Origin of the sequence: Sorangium sp. So ce448 (genome assembly GCF_051520915.1) — a bacterium.
GTDB lineage: Bacteria > Myxococcota_A > Polyangia > Polyangiales > Polyangiaceae > Sorangium > Sorangium cellulosum_B.
In genome coordinates, this window is sequence record NZ_CP150343.1 from 13387553 (window position 1) to 13402526 (window position 14974).

A 14974-nucleotide genomic window follows, 5' to 3' on the forward strand; every position below is an offset into this window, starting at 1 on the left:
GGGGACGGAAGCGCCAACCGGGCGCGAGCCTCAGGTGTCACCTCGCACGAGCTTCCCTTGGCGCCGCAGCTCGGACGCGATGAAGGGCGCGCGGTGCTCCAGGAACGGGAGATCGATCCCCTTGTTGCCTGGGCCGAGCCGGTAGAGCTTCACATACTCTCCCCGCTGTTGCCAGCATTCACGAAGGTTCAACATGGGCAGGGTGTTGTCGATTTTCTTATGCTGCGCGTTCGGCGCGCCGCGTCCTCGCTGAACGTGAAACGTCGCGAAGTCGAGCTCGAACCACCCTGCCTGCACCTCGAATGGATCCACCACATCCAGCACATCCTTGGCCGTGTTCACGCAGGCGGCGCTGAGCCGATAGTTCGACCACTCGTAGACGAGCCGCCAGTTCGACGACTTCGGGATGAAATGGTCGACCGTCGGGCTCCCCGTCGCCTTCTCGATATACATGGCGAGGTACGCACACTGCTGGCCGTAGAGGCCCATCATGTCGTCGAGTGTGCTCTTGCTATCGGCTTTGCGAGGCTGAATCCAAAGGGCCGGGAGCTTCTTCGGAGGGATATCTTCTTGGCGAGCGTAGGTCTTCTTCGGCTTGCGGCCCCCCTTGCCCTTCACAGGCTTGCCCAAGAGTCTCGCGATCGCCTCGTTGCCTCGCTTGCGAACGTATTTCTCGAAGCTGGTCGGCTCGGCGGCCAGGACAACTCGGATCACGTCCTCCTCCGCCTCGGCTTCGCCGGTGCCCGTTCTGCTCGACGGTCGCGGAAGTACCCCCATCGCACCCAGAACGGGTCGATGTCGGGCAGACCGGCGTCTCTCAGCGCTTTGTCCGCAGCGGCGACGGCGGCGTCGGAAGCTGCCTCTTGGTCCATCAGCGCCAGAGCCGCCTTCACGGCTCGCTCGCCCTCGAGGGATCTGGGCTCCTTCAGATCGAAGGCTTCGCTCGTGAGCCAATTGCCGACCTCGCCGTGGCGCACGTAGGTCCGCTGCGTCAGCTTGACGGAATATCGCTTGTTCGTACGGTCCAGATCGAGATCGAACCAGGCGTCCTCGTCGTCGTCAAAGTGAGGCTCGACCGAAGCCAGGACGAGCGGGGAGTGAGTCGCGGCGACGAGCTGGACACGCGAACCGTGTTGCCCGGTGAGGATGTCCATCACCTGCAAGAGCGCCGGTACGATGCGTCGCTGCCATTGCGGATGCAGGTGAGCCTCGATCTCGTCGATGAGGAAGACGACCTCTTTCGCCGGTCGCTCGCCGCGCACCTTCGCAGAGGCAAGGTGCTCCTCCCACGTCCAAATGAGCAGGTAGGCGAGCGCGATGATCCGGCGCATCCCGGCCGAGGCGTGGATGACGGCGACGTCTTCGCCGTAGGGCATGCGCAAGGTCGGGTACCTGAGGGGATCGCTCACCGTGAGCTTGCGTAGATCGCCCGCCTGGAGCTTCTCCTTCTCGTCGCTCGACGGCGACAGCGCCCCGAGGACCTTGCTCAAGAGCTCGAAGGGACGGCTCTTCTCGCGTTGCCACGAGCCCCAGTCGCGAAGCAGCCCCTCGCAGTATTGGTTCCCTGCCCAGACCTCGGACGCCGAGAAGAGGTAGGCGTTCGGGCGTTTGGGCGTGTCTTCCGTCCAGTAGTTCCGCGCCGGATCCCAGACGGAGAACCCTCCGTCCACCTGCGCATAGAGGATGAGCCCAGGGATCGCGGGGCGACCCTGGTTCACGCTCCATCGCTCGGCGGCGGGGTCGTACTTGCTCGTGTAGGTGTAGGGCCTGGGCGTCTTCTTCGTGTACGAATACGAGATCGACGCGCCTTTCGTTGTGGGGACGACGGGATGGCGGGCCCACGTCCGCGTCAGCGCCCACCATGCCACGTCGAGCAGGAAGCTCTTCCCGAGCCCGTTGTCGCCCGTGACGAGATTCAGCCTCGGCGCCAAATCCATCGTCATCTCGGGCGCGGGGCCGACGTTCTTGAGGTGAATCGACTCAAGCATGGGCGCTGGCTCGCTTCATCTGCTTCGGGTTCTTGTCGAGGATGCCCGGCATTGTGGCTGCGTCGCTCGCGAACGCGGGGCAACCGTTGCCCGCGTCTGCCGACGTACACCAGGGGCCGCGGAGACGGCAACCTCTCTGTCGCAGTGGAAGGCGCTGGCGGGCGCCCGCAACCTTGCGATCGCACCGGGGCAGCGGAGCAAGTCGAAGCCCCACGTCCGCTTCATCAGCATGGCCCGCTCGATCTCGCCGAGCCGCCCCCAGTGGCGAATGGTGCCCGGGGGGAGCCAGCGCTCTCTTCGGGCGACGTGGGGGCTCTAGAAGCCGTCCGCTCGCCCGGAGACCCTGCCCAAGAACAAGGATCTTGGGGTAAAGCCCTGTCGAGAGCCTCCGGTCGGAGGTTTTTCTCAACCGGGAGGCTGTCGAGAGCCTTCGGTCAGAGATTTTTCTCAACCGGGAGGCTGAATCAAGGAACGGCCCACGGCAGCCGTACCCGTGCTCCGGGAAGGATCCCCTGATCGCCAGGCAGGTTCCAGACCACCGGCGACACGGGCAGCACCACCGGCGCAAGCGTGACCTCATAGCGGCCCAGCGCGAATGCCACGCCCGCCTCCGGAAACCCCTGAGTCGGGTCGTCGAACTCCCCCAGCGCCTCCGGATCCTCAAGAATGTCCGAGGACGGAAGCGCCGGCGCGCTCGCCTGCGGCAGGTCGGTCACCCGCTGTAGCGCCTCGTCGACCACACGCTTCCAGTTACGTCCCATCTGCGCGGACGGAAGCTCCGCTGCGAGCGCCTCCAACCGCGCCTTGAACTGTGCGTCGGACAGCACCGTCGCAGTCCGCTCTGCGGGCGCCCGGGGCGGCGGCCCGACCTCCTGCGCCTGCGCCAGGCCAGGCGCAACCAGCGTCGCGATCAGCGCCACGGCAGCTCCGTGCGCTCTCCTGCACACCCTCATTCACCACCTCCTTTGCGCGCCTTCGCGCGGCTGACGGACATCCAGCGAGAGGTCGACCGCGCGGAGCGCCGGTCATTCCGGCCTTCCGCGCGGCGGCGGGGCGAGCCCGCCTCCGGGAACGGGCGGCGATCGACGTCGAGCGCCGCGGGGTTCGGGAGCACTCAGTGTACGCCCATCGCAGGTGCCCGGAAAGGGCAACTCGCCTGGTGCGCGCGGGTGCGAGGCGGCGCGTTGACACCCTGTCGACACGTGGGATAGACGAAGGCGCCTGCCAGCGGCGATGTTGCCGAGTTCGTCGCGATTCCTCTCGCCCGCCGGCCAGCACGGACGCCAATGACACCTTGCGCATGGACTCGTCGCGGTGCGGATCCTCGATGTGCCCGGCCGCGGCGCCGCGGGGGCAGCACGGCGCCGGACAGCGCTGCGTTCGCCCTCATCCTTCTGGCAGCGGTGGCGCTCTGGTGTCCGCAGGCCAGCGCGCAACCCGCCCAGCGGCTGCCAACCCAGCCTCCGGCCGCCGACGCGCTCCCGGTTCCCCCGCCCGCGGCGCCGGCCATCCCGGTCGCGCCGCCGCCCGGCGCGGCTCCCCCCGGCGATGCGCCGGCCACGCCACCTGCCGGAGCTGCGCCGCCGAGCGGCGCGCCGGCCACGCCACCTGCCGGGGCCACATCCGGCACCCCCGCGGCCACGCCGGACGCACCGCCTGCCGCCGTTGCGCCGTCCGCTGTCGCCGCACCCGGAGCACCCGCCGCCAGCGCGTCGCCGGCAGGCGCCGCGCCGTCCAGCGCCGCGCCGCCCGCCGCGGCCGCGGGCGCACCGCCACCTGACGGGGCGGCCGCTGCGCCGTCCGCGGGTGGACCGCCGTTCCAGCTCGCGATCGGCCGCCTCGTGCTCTCTCCCCTCGTGCTCGTGCAGGCACAGGCCGTCCCCTACGTGGGTGAGGACGGCTTCCTTCAGGCGGGCGACGTCGCCGAGGGGCAGGGGTTCCGCCTGCGGCGCGCCCGCGTCGGCTTCGCGGGGAGGCTCGCCGGCTATGTGCCGTTCGCGGTCTCGGGCGAGCTCGCCGGGGGCGCGGACGGCTCGGCGCGGCTCTCCGAGGCGTGGATCGGCTACGCCCACTTCCCGTTCGCGAACCTCTACTTCGGCGCGCACGACGTGCCGTTCAGCCGCTCCGCGATGGCCGGCGCCGGCGAGGGCGCGCTCATCGAGCGGCCCCTCGCCGTGCGCGCCATGGCGCCCTCACGCCAGGTCGGCCTCCACGTCGAGGGGCACTTCCGGGGCAGGGCGTTCAGCTACTTCGCCGGCATGTTCAACGGCTTCCAGCGCTCGGATCAGTTCTTCGCCGGCTATGTCGAGAACGCCGCGAGCTTCGGCAACCGCTTCGACCACATCGCCTATGTCGCGCGGCTCGCCACCGAACCGCTCGGCCCCCTCCCTCGCTCGGTGCAGGACCTCGCCGTCTCGCGCCTCCGCGTCGGCGCAGGCGCGAGCTACTTCTTCAGCGACGGCGGGACGCGCGACATCCACGGCATCGGCGCCGACGTCCTGGTCCACGTCGAGGGCGCACACGCGCTCGCCGAGCTCCTCTGGAACCAGAGCGACCCCGAGAGCACCCCGACGCAGCCGCTCGGCCAGCTCGCCCCGGTCACGTCGATAGGGCTCGTCGGCGAGGTGGGGTATTTCGTGAGGCGCATCAAGCTCGGCGTGAGCGCGCGGTTCGAGTGGCTCGATCCCAACCTCGACCTCTCGGACGAGACGGACAGCTGGGCCCTCACCGCCGGCGCGAGTTACCACTTCATCGACAACACGCTCAAGGCGCAGGCCGACTTCACCCACCGGCAGGAGCGCCACGGCGTCGCGCTCGACAACGACGCCGTCGCGCTGCAGCTGCAGCTCAACCTCTAGCGGCCCGCCATGCGAAGACGCCGCTCCGCCCTCGCCCTGCCCGCGCCGCGCGGCGCCCTCGGCCTCCTCGGCCTCCTCGGCCTGGTCGGTTGCGACGAGCCGAACCTCCTGCGCGCCAAGCCGATCGAGAACCGGTTCGAGCTGGTCGGCGGCCCGGTGGCGATGGCCGACGTCGGCGATTTCCTGCTGGAAAACGACGAGATCCGGGTCGCGATCCTCGGCCCGCGCCACTCGCCGGGGCCGGGCGTCTACGGCGGCTCGCTTGTCGACGCCGACCTGCGCCGCCCCGATCCGCGCTTCGCGAGCGCGTCGGGCCGCGACCGCTTCGCCGAGTCGTTCCCGGTCGCCAACCTGCTCGTGCCCGACCCGGGCGCCACCGAGGTGTTCGTCGTCAACGACGGCTCCGACGGGCAGGAGGCGGTCGTCCGGGTCGAGGGCGACGGCGGCTTCCTCTTCCACGCGCTCGGCGTGCTGAAGACCCAGGAGGACCTGCTCGGCCTCCTGTTCGACGGCCTCAAGCCGGCGATGCGCTTCCGCACCGACTACGTCCTGCGCCCCGGCGAGCGGTTCGTCACGATCCGCACGACGCTCCTCCTGCCGGACGAGGTGCTCGGGTGCCCGAGCGTCGCCTCGTGCGCGCTCGAGTGCGAGGACGGCCTCGCGGCGGGCGACGACGGCTGCCCTGCGTGCGCGTGCGGGGAGCCGCTCTCGCTCGACAACTACGCGGGACCCTCGGACATCTTCAGGGGCATCCTTGGCGACGAGCGGAACGGACATCCCGAGCAGAAGGGCGGGATCGTCGCCGGTGATTTCGTCTTCTTCGGCAACCAGAACGACATCTTCGGCCCCGGCATGGGCTTCGACGAGGAGAAGGCGGTGTTCGACGCCCTCTTCGCCGGCCGGGACACGTTCCAGCAGCCGCTCAGCTTCGACTTCGTCGCCGCGGCGGGCGGCGACGTCAGCTACGGCTATTTCACGAAGGCGCCGGCGGGCGGCCCGCCCTCCATGGTCAACGTCCCCGTCTTCACGAGCGCGGCGACGGCCTTCCTGAGCGCCGGGCGGAGCTGCCTCGCCGCGGACTCCGACGACGAGGCGTGCGACAGGAAGCGGTCGTTCACCTACGAGCGCTACTTCGCCGTGGGCGAGGGCGACATCGCGAGCGTCGCCGAGGTGGTGTACGGCGCCCGGGGCACGCCGACCGGATCGCTCGAGGGCGCCGTGCGGTGGCGGTCGACGGGCGCGCCCGTGCCGAACGCGCGCGTCCACGTCTTCCGCGACCCCGACCCGGGCGCCGCCTTCGCGAGCGTCGACGACGTTGCCGAGGCGAACCTCACGCGCTCGGGGGACGTCGGGCTGCTCAGCTCCATCGACGCCGACCTCGGGCTCGATCCGGTGGAGGACGGCGACTTCCACGCGCGGCTCGCGCCCGGCGGCTACCTGCTCGTCGCCGAGAACCCCGAGGGCACCGCCGTGTCGGCGCCCATCCGCGTGGCGCTCGGCGCCGGGGCCACGGTCTCGGTGGCGGCGGAGCTGCCGAGCCCCGCGCGGATCGCGTACCGGGTGGTCGACGAGGGGGGCCGGCTCGCGCCCGCCAAGCTGACGTTCGTCGCGCTCGACGCCGCGGGCCAGCCGCTCGAGGGCGACGGCAGGAGGCGGGTCTACCTCGGCCACGGCCGCCTCGGCAGCGGCGTCCAGCAGATCGAGCGATCGGCGACGGGGGAGGGCGCTGTCGAGATCGAGCCCGGGCGCTACCGCGTCCTCGCCACGCGCGGGCCCGAGTTCGGCCGGTTCGAGCTCCCCGACCTCGAGGTGCGCGCCGGGGAGGTCCGGCGGATCGAGGCGGTCGTGCCGCGCGAGGTCGACTCGACGGGCTGGATGTCGATCGACATGCACCTGCACCAGCGCCCGAGCTTCGACAGCGGCCTGCCGCTCGAGGAGCGGGTGACCTCGGCGGTCGTCGAGGGGCTCGACGTCGCGGTGACCACCGACCACGACGTGCACACGGATCTCGAGCCCGCGGTGAGGCAGCTGGGGCTCGAGCCGCACCTGAAGACGGCGGTCGGCGCCGAGGTCTCGACGCTCGAGCTCGGGCATTTCATCGGCTTCCCGCTCCGCTACGACGAGCTCGACGTGCCGGATCACGGCGTCTTCGACTGGGTCTGCCGCGCGGGCGGGGACGTGATCGACGGGGTGCGCGGCACGGCGGCGGAGGGCGAGGACGCGCTCGTGATCGTCGCGCACCCGCGCGACGGGTTCATCGGGTACATCGACCAGCTCGGCGTCGACCCCTTCACGCTGCGCCGGTCGATCCCGACGCTCGAGGCGAGCAACCCGCTGTTCCAGGCGGGCAGCTGCGATTTCGACGCGATGGAGGTCTTCAACGGGAAGCGGTTCGATCTGCTCCGGACCCCCACCGTGCAGGAGGTCGTCGATTTCAACCGGTGCCTGTCCCGGATCGACGCCGCGGCGGACGAGGCGTCGCTCCGCGCGGCGTGCGCCGAGCTCCCTGGTGGCCTGCCGGCGTGCAAGCCTGGCGAGCGGTACGCGGCGTGCCAGCAGCGCGCCCGCTCGGCGCTCGCCTGGAGCGTGACCAAGCGGATCCTGACGAGGACGCCCGAGGAGCAGGACGCCGTCTGGGACTTCGACACGACAGCGGCCGACGGCGAGGCGCTGTGCCTGGGAGGCGAGGGCGGCGCGGTCCCGCCGGAGGACGCGGATCGGCCGTGCACGTTCCACGCGGGCCAGGTCGACGACCTGTTCCGCTACCTCGACCACGGCTTCTCGCCGACGCAGGTGGGGAGCAGCGACAGCCACGGCGCCTCGCTGGAGCCGGGCTTCCCGCGCACCTATTTCCGCTCGCCGACCGACCAGCCGGCGGCGCTCGATCTCGAGGAGGCGACCGGGGCGCTCCGCGCGGGCAGCGCGTTCGCCACGTACGGGCCCTTCGTCCGCGCGAGCGTGGGCGGCGCGACGTTCGGCGGCCTGGCGCGCGTCGAGGGCGACACGGTGCCGCTCGACCTGCGGATCGAGACGGCGAGCTGGTTCGGCGTGGATCGCGTCGAGGTCTACGTGAGCGGCCGCCTGGTCCGGGTGCTCGAGCCGCCTTCGGGGCCGTCGGCGATCGTGGACGTCGACGAGCGGCTCGTGTTGCCGGCGCCGTCGTCGGACGGCTGGGTCGTGGTGGTGGCGATGGGCCTGCGCGACGAGAACCTCCTCACGCCGGTCGCGCTGCCGGTGTCGTTCGGCGAGCTCCAGCTGCCCCGTGTCGCGAGCCTCGCGTTCACGCAGGTCGAGGCGCTCTCCCGGTTCTTCACGGCGTCGCCGCCGGTCCCCGACTGGTACCCGGTGGCGCCCTACGCGGTCACGAACCCCATCTTCCTGGATCGCGACGGCAACGGCGTCTACGACGCCCCGCGCGGCCCGCCTCCGTTCTGCGCGAGGCCGTGCGACCCGGCCGTGCTCGATCCGTCGCAGTGCCCGGAAGGGCAGCAGTGCCTGGTGAACGAGCGCGTCTGCGGGATCTTCGTGCTCGGCCGCTGCGAGGACAAGCAGGCGTCGCCGTAGCGCCATTCCACCCGGGGGCCGCCGCGCTGGTGGCTAGTGCTGGGGTGGCTGCACGACCGCGAGGAGGCCGCTCGGCTGCGACGCGAGATCGAGCGTCGGATCGACGAGGTCGCGGAGGGGACCTCCGTTCAGCGACGCGACGACCCTGGCCGTGACGATGGGGCGCACCCCGAAGTTCGCCTGAAATCGGTCGGCCACGTGGCGCGCGAAGTCGACGATCATGTCGGGCCGCGTGCACATCTCATCGAGCTGGCGGTCCGTGAGCCACGCCTCGACGTCGAGCGGCTCGCGCACGCCGGTCCTCGGATCCAGCACGTGAATCCCGAGCTCGCTCACGTTCTTGTCGCGCAGCTTCATGCGCCACGAGAAGCGGTGTCCGGCCTCGTTCCAGGCGACGTCGCCCGGGTAGACCCAGTGGCGGAGCGGTACCACGAGGTGGAACAGGAGATACCCGTGGAGCAGCGCGAGCGGCAGCGCGCTCCGGCGCGACGCGGCGGGCGAGGGGGCGCGGGCGACGTCGCCGGGGGCGTCCGCGCCCTTGAACAGGAAGGGCAGCCGCCGCCTCGGCCACGAGGGATCGCCGAACAGCGCGAGCGACGCGATCATCGCGTAGGGGAAGATACCGATCTTGAACAGGAGGGCGTTGGACAGGTTGAACGCCACGGCGAGCGCCGCGCCGAAGGGGAAGGTGCGCCGTGAGAAGAGCAGGAAGCCCATCGAGAGGTCGATGAAGAGCCCCGCATACGAGAGCGCGAGCCCCGCTGTCGGCGAGGCAAGGATCGGCCCGACGAGGGGCGCGTCGCCGTGCGCGGCGAGCCACATGGTGAGCGGCTGCCCCCGGAGCCAGTCGCCGTTCAGCTTCGCGACGCCGCCGTAGAAGTAGACGATGGCGATCTGGGCCTTCAGGGCGAAGAGATAGAAGCGCGGCACGGTCTCCGCCGGCGCGCCGCCCAGCGAGGCGCGGCGCGCGCGGAGGCGATCCAGCGAGAGCGCGCGGTGCGCCGGGGCGGCGGCGAGCAGCAGGCCGAGGAGGCAGAGGAGATAGAGGTGGTTGAGGTATTGTGCCTTGTCGAGGAGGAAGACATAGGTGAGCGCGGCGCAGAGGAGCGCGGCGCTCACCCGGTAGAAGAGCCCGACGGCGCAGAGCAGCGCGAGGACGAAGAGGGCGCCGAAGTGCCAGTACATCCCAGTCCCGCCCCACGGGCGGACGAAGGGGACGAAGCTGAAGAAGAAGTCGGGCTCGATGTAATAGCGGTAGATCCGATCGTGGAGGGCGTACCGGACGACCTCCCATGCGATCAGGGCGCCATAGCCGGCGCGGAAGACGGCGAGCGAGGCGGCGTCGACCTCGGCGGTGAGGTAGGCCGCCCAGCGCCGCGCGAGGGGGCTCCTAGTGGCGGTGGTGGGGGTGGTGCTTGTGCTTGTGCTTGCCGTGAACGTGGATGTGGACCGGTCGGCCGTCGTCATCGTCGTCGTCGTCGTCATCGTGGACCACCACCACGCCTGGAGCCGTCTTGACCCTCACATCCACGTTCCACGCCGTCGCCACCACGACGTTCACGGCCGGAGCGCTCGGGCCCACGATGACGTGCACGCCGGGGCGATAGCCGACGAGCACCACGTCGGCGTGCGTCGGGTGCGCCACGACGACGGTGAGCTTCACCGGGTTGACCTTCGCCGCGACCTTGCCGACGCAGTAGAGGCCGCCCGGGCCGGGGGTGAGCACGACGAGCTCGGAGCCCTGTCCCACGAAGCCGAGCTTGATCTTGCGGTCGCCGACGGGGACCGGCTTCAGGTCCGCGTCGAGGACGTAGACCCTGACCTGACCGGAGGCCTTGTCCGCGACGACCTCGATCGTGTCGTCGCCGACCACCTGGATCACCCCGCCGTTCGGGCCCGTCTTGCCGGGGGGGATGGGCCTCTTCTCGGCCTTTCTCGCGCCCTCGACGATGACCTTCGTGCCCCCTGAGGGCACGTGGAGCGTGCCATTCCACGGCTTCCCGGAGACGATGATGTTGTACTTCACCTCGGTGAGATCGGCCTCCAGCTTGGGCCCGGTCGCGACGAGGAGCCCTGTCTTCGCGTCGAGCGCGAGCGGGGCCTGCGCGTCGCCGTTCGGCCCTTTCCAGCTGAGCGTGCCGCTCACGTCCTTGTCGATGGGTTTGCCGTCAGGCGCCTTCACGATCGCCTTCACTGTGCCATCGGGCGCGAAATCCCACCCGACCGAGCCGCCGTCGTGCTCCTCGGTCAACGGATCTTCGATGGCCACGGGGGCCGCCTGGACCGACTCCTCGGTCACGCTGGCCTCGGCGGTGGTCTTGCACCCTGCCGCGAAGGGGCTGCCGGCGAACAAGGTGGTCAGGGCCACCACGGAAAGGATGCTCCTGGCTTGCATCAAAGCCTCCAAGCGCAGGAGGGTATCGCAACTGCCGCGCCGCGTCTGTGCGAACTGACTCGTTCCACGGCGATGGGTGGCACGGGCGACGACATTGGGTGCACATTGACCACTTTTCTCCCGCGATCGCCGCTCGCGCCGGCCTTCGTCGTGAGCTCGTGGGGTTCGAAGATGCCTTGTGCGGAGTGCCTCGTGGGATGACGAGCGATGTGGATGCTCTGGGCATATCACCGAGCGCGACAGCGAACGTGACGGATGCCTGTGGCGGCTCGCCGGGTAGGATCGCGGCGTTGCGGAATGTCTGTGGCGGCTCGCCAGGGGCGAATCGTGGTGTTGCGGATGCCTGTGGTGGCTCGCCGGCCGCCGTCACGCGCCTCTGGAAGCTCCTCGGCGATTTCGCGGCCGGGCTTCCCCCCAGCGCTTCTTCGGGCTAGCGTCCCGGACGAGCCTGTCCTGCCATGTCCCAGCGCATCTTTGTCGGCCTCGTCGGCTATGGTCTTGCCGGCGCCGTTTTCCACGCCCCGCTGATACGGACCATCCCTCGGCTGCGCCTCGCCGCCATTGCGACCCGCCGGGAGGGCCAGGTCATGGCCGACCATTCGGGCGTCGCCGTGCACCCGACGCCCGAGGTGCTGATCGCCGAGCCGGGGATCGACCTCGTGGTCATCGCCTCGCCCAACGAGACCCACTTCCCGCTCGCGCGCGCCGCGCTCGAGGCGGGCAAGCACGTCGTCGTCGACAAGCCGTTCACGATCACGAGCGCCGAGGCCGACGAGCTCATCGCGCTGGCCGAGCGCCGGGGCCGGCTCCTCTCGGTCTTCCAGAACCGCCGCTGGGACGCGGACTTTCGCACCGTGCGCAGCTGCATCGAGCAGGGTCTGCTCGGCGAGGTGGCCTCGTACGAGGCGCACTTCGATCGCTTCCGCCCGGCCATCAAGCAGGGTTGGCGAGAGCAGGAGGCGCCGGGCTCGGGGATCCTGTACGACCTCGGCGCGCACCTGATCGACCAGGCGCTCGTGCTCTTCGGCCTGCCGCGCGCGGTGACCGCCGACGTCCTCGCGCAGCGATCCGGGGCGCGCACGGTGGACTATTTTCACCTGACGCTCGACTACGGCGAGCGCCGGGTGATCGTGCGCTCCTCGACGCTGGTGCCCGAGCCGGGGCCGCGCTTCGCGGTCCATGGCGACGGCGGGAGCTTCCTCAAGTACGGGATCGACGGCCAGGAGGACGCCCTCAAGGCAGGCATGCGCCCGGGCGTGCCGGAGTGGGGACGGGAGGACCCGCGCTGGTTCGGTACGCTCGTCAAGGCGAGCGGCGAGCGCCGCGTGATCGAGAGCCTGTCCGGCGCCTACGAAGCCTATTATGAGGGCATCGCGGCGGCGATCCTCGACGGCGCCCCGCCGCCGGTGCGCGCCGAGGAGGCGCGCGACGTGATCCGCGTCATCGAGGCCGCGATGAAGAGCGCTGCCGAGCGGCGGACGATATCGCTGGGGGCGTGATCGACGCCGCGCAGGAAGACCGCTGCTAGCGTTGATAAGCGCTCAAGGGCACAGCCTCTCGCGACCCCCGTCTGCTCGTACCGAGGGTGTTTGTGGGGCGGTGGGAATGCGCCGATATCCGAGGTGTGTCAACAACGACAGCGGTAGTCCCGGGGGATGGGCCGATGTCCGAGGTGGGTTAAAAAGGGACAGCGGTAGGCCCGTGGCGAGGGTGCTCGTTGGGCGGGGTGGGGGATGGGCCGATGTTTGAGCCCGAGACATCTCTCCTCCGGCGAAGCCGGAGGAGAGATGTCTCGGGCGAGTTCGGCGGGGCCCCCACCCCGCCCAACGAGCACCCTCGCCACGGGCCGGGCAATTCGGAAGATCACGCACAGCAAGGCCGCTGCACGCTCGGCGCCCTCTCGGGCCAGAAGATCAGCGCGCCGCCGCCATCGCGGCCTGCATCGCGATGCCCATCTCGGCCGGCGTGGCGGCCACCTTGGCCCCCGCCGCCTCGAGCGCCGCGATCTTCTCGGCCGCCGTGCCCTCGCCGCCCGCGATGATCGCGCCAGCGTGGCCCATGCGCTTGCCCGGAGGCGCCGCGCGGCCGGCGATGAACGCCGCCACCGGCTTCTTCATGTTCTTCTTGATCCACGCCGCCGCGCGCTGCTCGGCCGTCCCGCCGATCTCGCCGATCAGCACCACGCCGTGGGTGTCGGGATCCTGGTTGAAGAGCTCGAGCACGTCGATGAAGTCCATGCCGCCGACCGGATCGCCGCCGATGCCCACGCAGCTCGACTGGCCGATGCCGAGAGCGCTCAGCTGGCCGACCGCCTCGTAGGTCAGCGTGCCCGAGCGCGAGAGGACGCCGATGTGGCCCTTCTTGTGGATGTGGCCCGGCATGATCCCGATCTTGCACTCTCCCGGGGTGATCACGCCCGGACAGTTCGGCCCGATGAGCCGCGCCGGCTTCCCCTCGAGGAAGCGACGGACGCGGATCATGTCGAGCACCGGCACGCCGTCGGTGATGCAGATGACGAGCTTGCAGCCCGCATCGATGGCCTCGGTGATCGCGTCCGCAGCGCCGACCGGCGGCACGAAGATGCACGAGACATCGGCGCCCTCGTTGCGTACGGCCTGCTCGACCGTGTCGAAGATCGGCACCTTGTCTTCGAATCGCTGGCCGCCGCGGCCCGGCGTCACGCCGGCGACGACCTTCGTCCCGTACTCGATGCAGGCGCGGGCGTGCTGCGACCCGTAGGCGCCCGTGATGCCCTGGAAGACGACCCGCGTGTCCTTGTTGACGAGGATGCTCATCGCTTGATTACTCTACCTTCAACGTGGACAGGAGCTCGGCCACCGCCGCTGGCTCGCTGCTCAACTGGGTTCGAGGCTCGGTGCACGCGGGCGCCCTAGGCGCCGGCCTTGCCGCCGCGCGTGGCGGCCACGATCTTCTGCGCGCCGTCGGCCATGGAGCTCGCCGACTGGATGGTCAGGCCGCTCTCGTCGAGCAGCTTGCGGCCCGCCTCGACGTTCGTCCCCTCGAGGCGCACCACGAGAGGCACCTTGAGCCCGAGCTCCTTCGCCGCGGCGATGACCCCGGCCGCGACGACGTCGCAGCGCATGATGCCGCCGAAGATGTTCACGAAGATGCCGCGGACCCGCTCGCTCCGGAGGATGATCTGGAACGCGGTCTTCACCTGTTCCTGCGAGGCGCCGCCGCCGACGTCCAGGAAGTTCGCCGGCTTTCCGCCGTAATGGAGGATGATATCCATCGTCGCCATCGCGAGCCCGGCGCCGTTCACGAGGCAGCCGATGTCGCCGTCGAGCGACACGTAGGACAGCCCGGCCCGCTTCGCCTGGAGCTCGACCGGATCCTCCTCGTCGACGTCGCGCATCCCGTTCCATTCGGCGTGGCGGAACTCGGCGTTGTCGTCGAAGCTCACCTTCGCGTCGAGCGCGAAGACGTCGCCGGCGCCTGTCACGACGAGCGGGTTGATCTCGAGCAGCGAGCAGTCCTCCGCGGTGAAGCACGCATAGAGCGAGGCCACGAGCTTCAGGAACTGGCGCTGCGTCTCCTTCGCGGTGAGCCCGAGCGCGATCGCGAGCTGCCGCCCCTGGTACGGGGCGAGGCCGAGCACCGGATCGATGAAGAGCTTGTAGATCTTCTCCGGCGTGCTGTGGGCCACCTCCTCGATGTCCATGCCGCCCTCGGTCGAGGCGATCACCGCGACGCGGCGGCGCTCGCGATCGACGAGCATCGCGAAGTAGAGCTCGCGCGCGATGTCGAGGCCCTGCTCGATGTAGAGCCGCCGGACCTTCTGCCCCTCGGGGCCCGTCTGATTGGTGACGAGCTGCATGCCGAGGATCTTCTCGGCAAGCGCGTTCGCCTCCGCGCTGCCACCCTTCGCGACCTTGACGCCGCCGCCCTTGCCGCGGCCGCCCGCGTGGATCTGCGCCTTCACGACGACGACCGGGTTGCCTGTCTGGGCGATCAGCCGATCGGCGATCGGCGCCACCTCACTCGCCTGGAAAGCGGGCTCCCCTTTCGGTACCGGCACTCCGTAGCGAGCGAAGAGCTGCTTGCCTTGATACTCGTGGATTTTCATGAGAGGGGCCGCCACCCTATCACAAGGCCGCGCCCGCGCGAGACTCGAAAAACAGGGCCGACGGACGTCCGTGTGCGCGGTG

The 14974-nt window shown here is 70.3% G+C and carries 10 protein-coding genes; 3 read left to right on the plus strand and 7 right to left on the minus strand.

Going from position 1 to position 14974, the window contains the following annotated elements; all coding sequences use genetic code 11:
- Positions 1-30: 30 nt before the first annotated feature.
- The 3 genes from WMF45_RS50420 to WMF45_RS50430 all read right to left on the minus strand — a co-directional run bounded on the left by WMF45_RS50420 (position 31) and on the right by WMF45_RS50430 (position 2908).
- Positions 31-714, minus strand: coding sequence for a hypothetical protein (locus tag WMF45_RS50420; protein WP_437714555.1), 684 nt, complete (start codon positions 712-714; stop codon positions 31-33).
- Positions 711-1988, minus strand: coding sequence for an AAA family ATPase (locus WMF45_RS50425; protein WP_437714557.1), 1278 nt, complete (start codon positions 1986-1988; stop codon positions 711-713). Before WMF45_RS50425 ends, WMF45_RS50420 begins: the two co-directional genes overlap by 4 nt.
- A 464-nt stretch (positions 1989-2452) precedes the next feature.
- Positions 2453-2908 (minus strand): hypothetical protein, encoded by a 456-nt coding sequence (locus tag WMF45_RS50430; RefSeq protein WP_437714559.1) that lies wholly within the window; start codon positions 2906-2908, stop codon positions 2453-2455.
- A gap of 483 nt (positions 2909-3391) precedes the next feature.
- Between WMF45_RS50430 and WMF45_RS50435 the strand changes: the two genes are divergently transcribed.
- Both WMF45_RS50435 and WMF45_RS50440 read left to right on the plus strand, forming a co-directional pair.
- Positions 3392-4846 (plus strand): porin, encoded by a 1455-nt coding sequence (locus tag WMF45_RS50435; RefSeq protein WP_437714561.1) that lies wholly within the window; start codon positions 3392-3394, stop codon positions 4844-4846.
- A gap of 9 nt (positions 4847-4855) precedes the next feature.
- Positions 4856-8410: a PHP domain-containing protein gene (locus WMF45_RS50440; protein WP_437714563.1), complete on the plus strand. Its 3555-nt coding sequence runs from the start codon at positions 4856-4858 to the stop codon at positions 8408-8410.
- 33 nt (positions 8411-8443) lie between these two features.
- On the opposite strand, the gene WMF45_RS50445 is transcribed toward WMF45_RS50440, so the two are convergent.
- Both WMF45_RS50445 and WMF45_RS50450 read right to left on the minus strand, forming a co-directional pair.
- Positions 8444-9895 carry an HTTM domain-containing protein gene (locus tag WMF45_RS50445; protein WP_437714565.1) on the minus strand — a complete coding sequence of 484 codons (1452 nt, stop codon included), beginning with the start codon at positions 9893-9895 and terminating at the stop codon, positions 8444-8446.
- Complete coding sequence (locus WMF45_RS50450; RefSeq protein ID WP_437714566.1) at positions 9801-10805, minus strand: hypothetical protein; 1005 nt, start codon at positions 10803-10805, stop codon at positions 9801-9803. The genes WMF45_RS50445 and WMF45_RS50450 overlap by 95 nt, the downstream gene beginning before the upstream one ends.
- A gap of 458 nt (positions 10806-11263) precedes the next feature.
- On the opposite strand from WMF45_RS50450, the gene WMF45_RS50455 reads away from it, so the two are divergent.
- A complete protein-coding gene (locus WMF45_RS50455; RefSeq protein ID WP_437714568.1) occupies positions 11264-12304 on the plus strand; it encodes an oxidoreductase in 1041 nt (346 codons plus the stop codon).
- A 414-nt stretch (positions 12305-12718) separates the two neighbouring features.
- Here the strand turns inward: WMF45_RS50455 and sucD are convergent, their stop codons facing one another.
- Both sucD and sucC read right to left on the minus strand, forming a co-directional pair.
- Positions 12719-13600 (minus strand): succinate--CoA ligase subunit alpha, encoded by an 882-nt coding sequence (sucD, locus tag WMF45_RS50460; protein ID WP_437548122.1) that lies wholly within the window; start codon positions 13598-13600, stop codon positions 12719-12721.
- A gap of 95 nt (positions 13601-13695) precedes the next feature.
- Positions 13696-14892 carry an ADP-forming succinate--CoA ligase subunit beta gene (sucC, locus tag WMF45_RS50465; protein ID WP_437714570.1) on the minus strand — a complete coding sequence of 399 codons (1197 nt, stop codon included), beginning with the start codon at positions 14890-14892 and terminating at the stop codon, positions 13696-13698.
- Positions 14893-14974 lie beyond the last annotated feature (82 nt).

Excerpts from the sequence above, each read along its gene's own strand:
- WMF45_RS50440 (WP_437714563.1), top strand. The coding sequence starts at position 4,856 with ATGCGAAGACGCCGCTCCGCCCTCGCCCTGCCCGCGCCGCGCGGCGCC.
- sucC (WP_437714570.1), bottom strand. The coding sequence starts at position 14,892 with ATGAAAATCCACGAGTATCAAGGCAAGCAGCTCTTCGCTCGCTACGGA.
- WMF45_RS50455 (WP_437714568.1), top strand. The coding sequence starts at position 11,264 with ATGTCCCAGCGCATCTTTGTCGGCCTCGTCGGCTATGGTCTTGCCGGC.
- sucD (WP_437548122.1), bottom strand. The coding sequence starts at position 13,600 with ATGAGCATCCTCGTCAACAAGGACACGCGGGTCGTCTTCCAGGGCATC.
- WMF45_RS50450 (WP_437714566.1), bottom strand. The coding sequence starts at position 10,805 with ATGCAAGCCAGGAGCATCCTTTCCGTGGTGGCCCTGACCACCTTGTTC.
- WMF45_RS50445 (WP_437714565.1), bottom strand. The coding sequence starts at position 9,895 with ATGACGACGACGACGACGATGACGACGGCCGACCGGTCCACATCCACG.
- WMF45_RS50425 (WP_437714557.1), bottom strand. The coding sequence starts at position 1,988 with ATGCTTGAGTCGATTCACCTCAAGAACGTCGGCCCCGCGCCCGAGATG.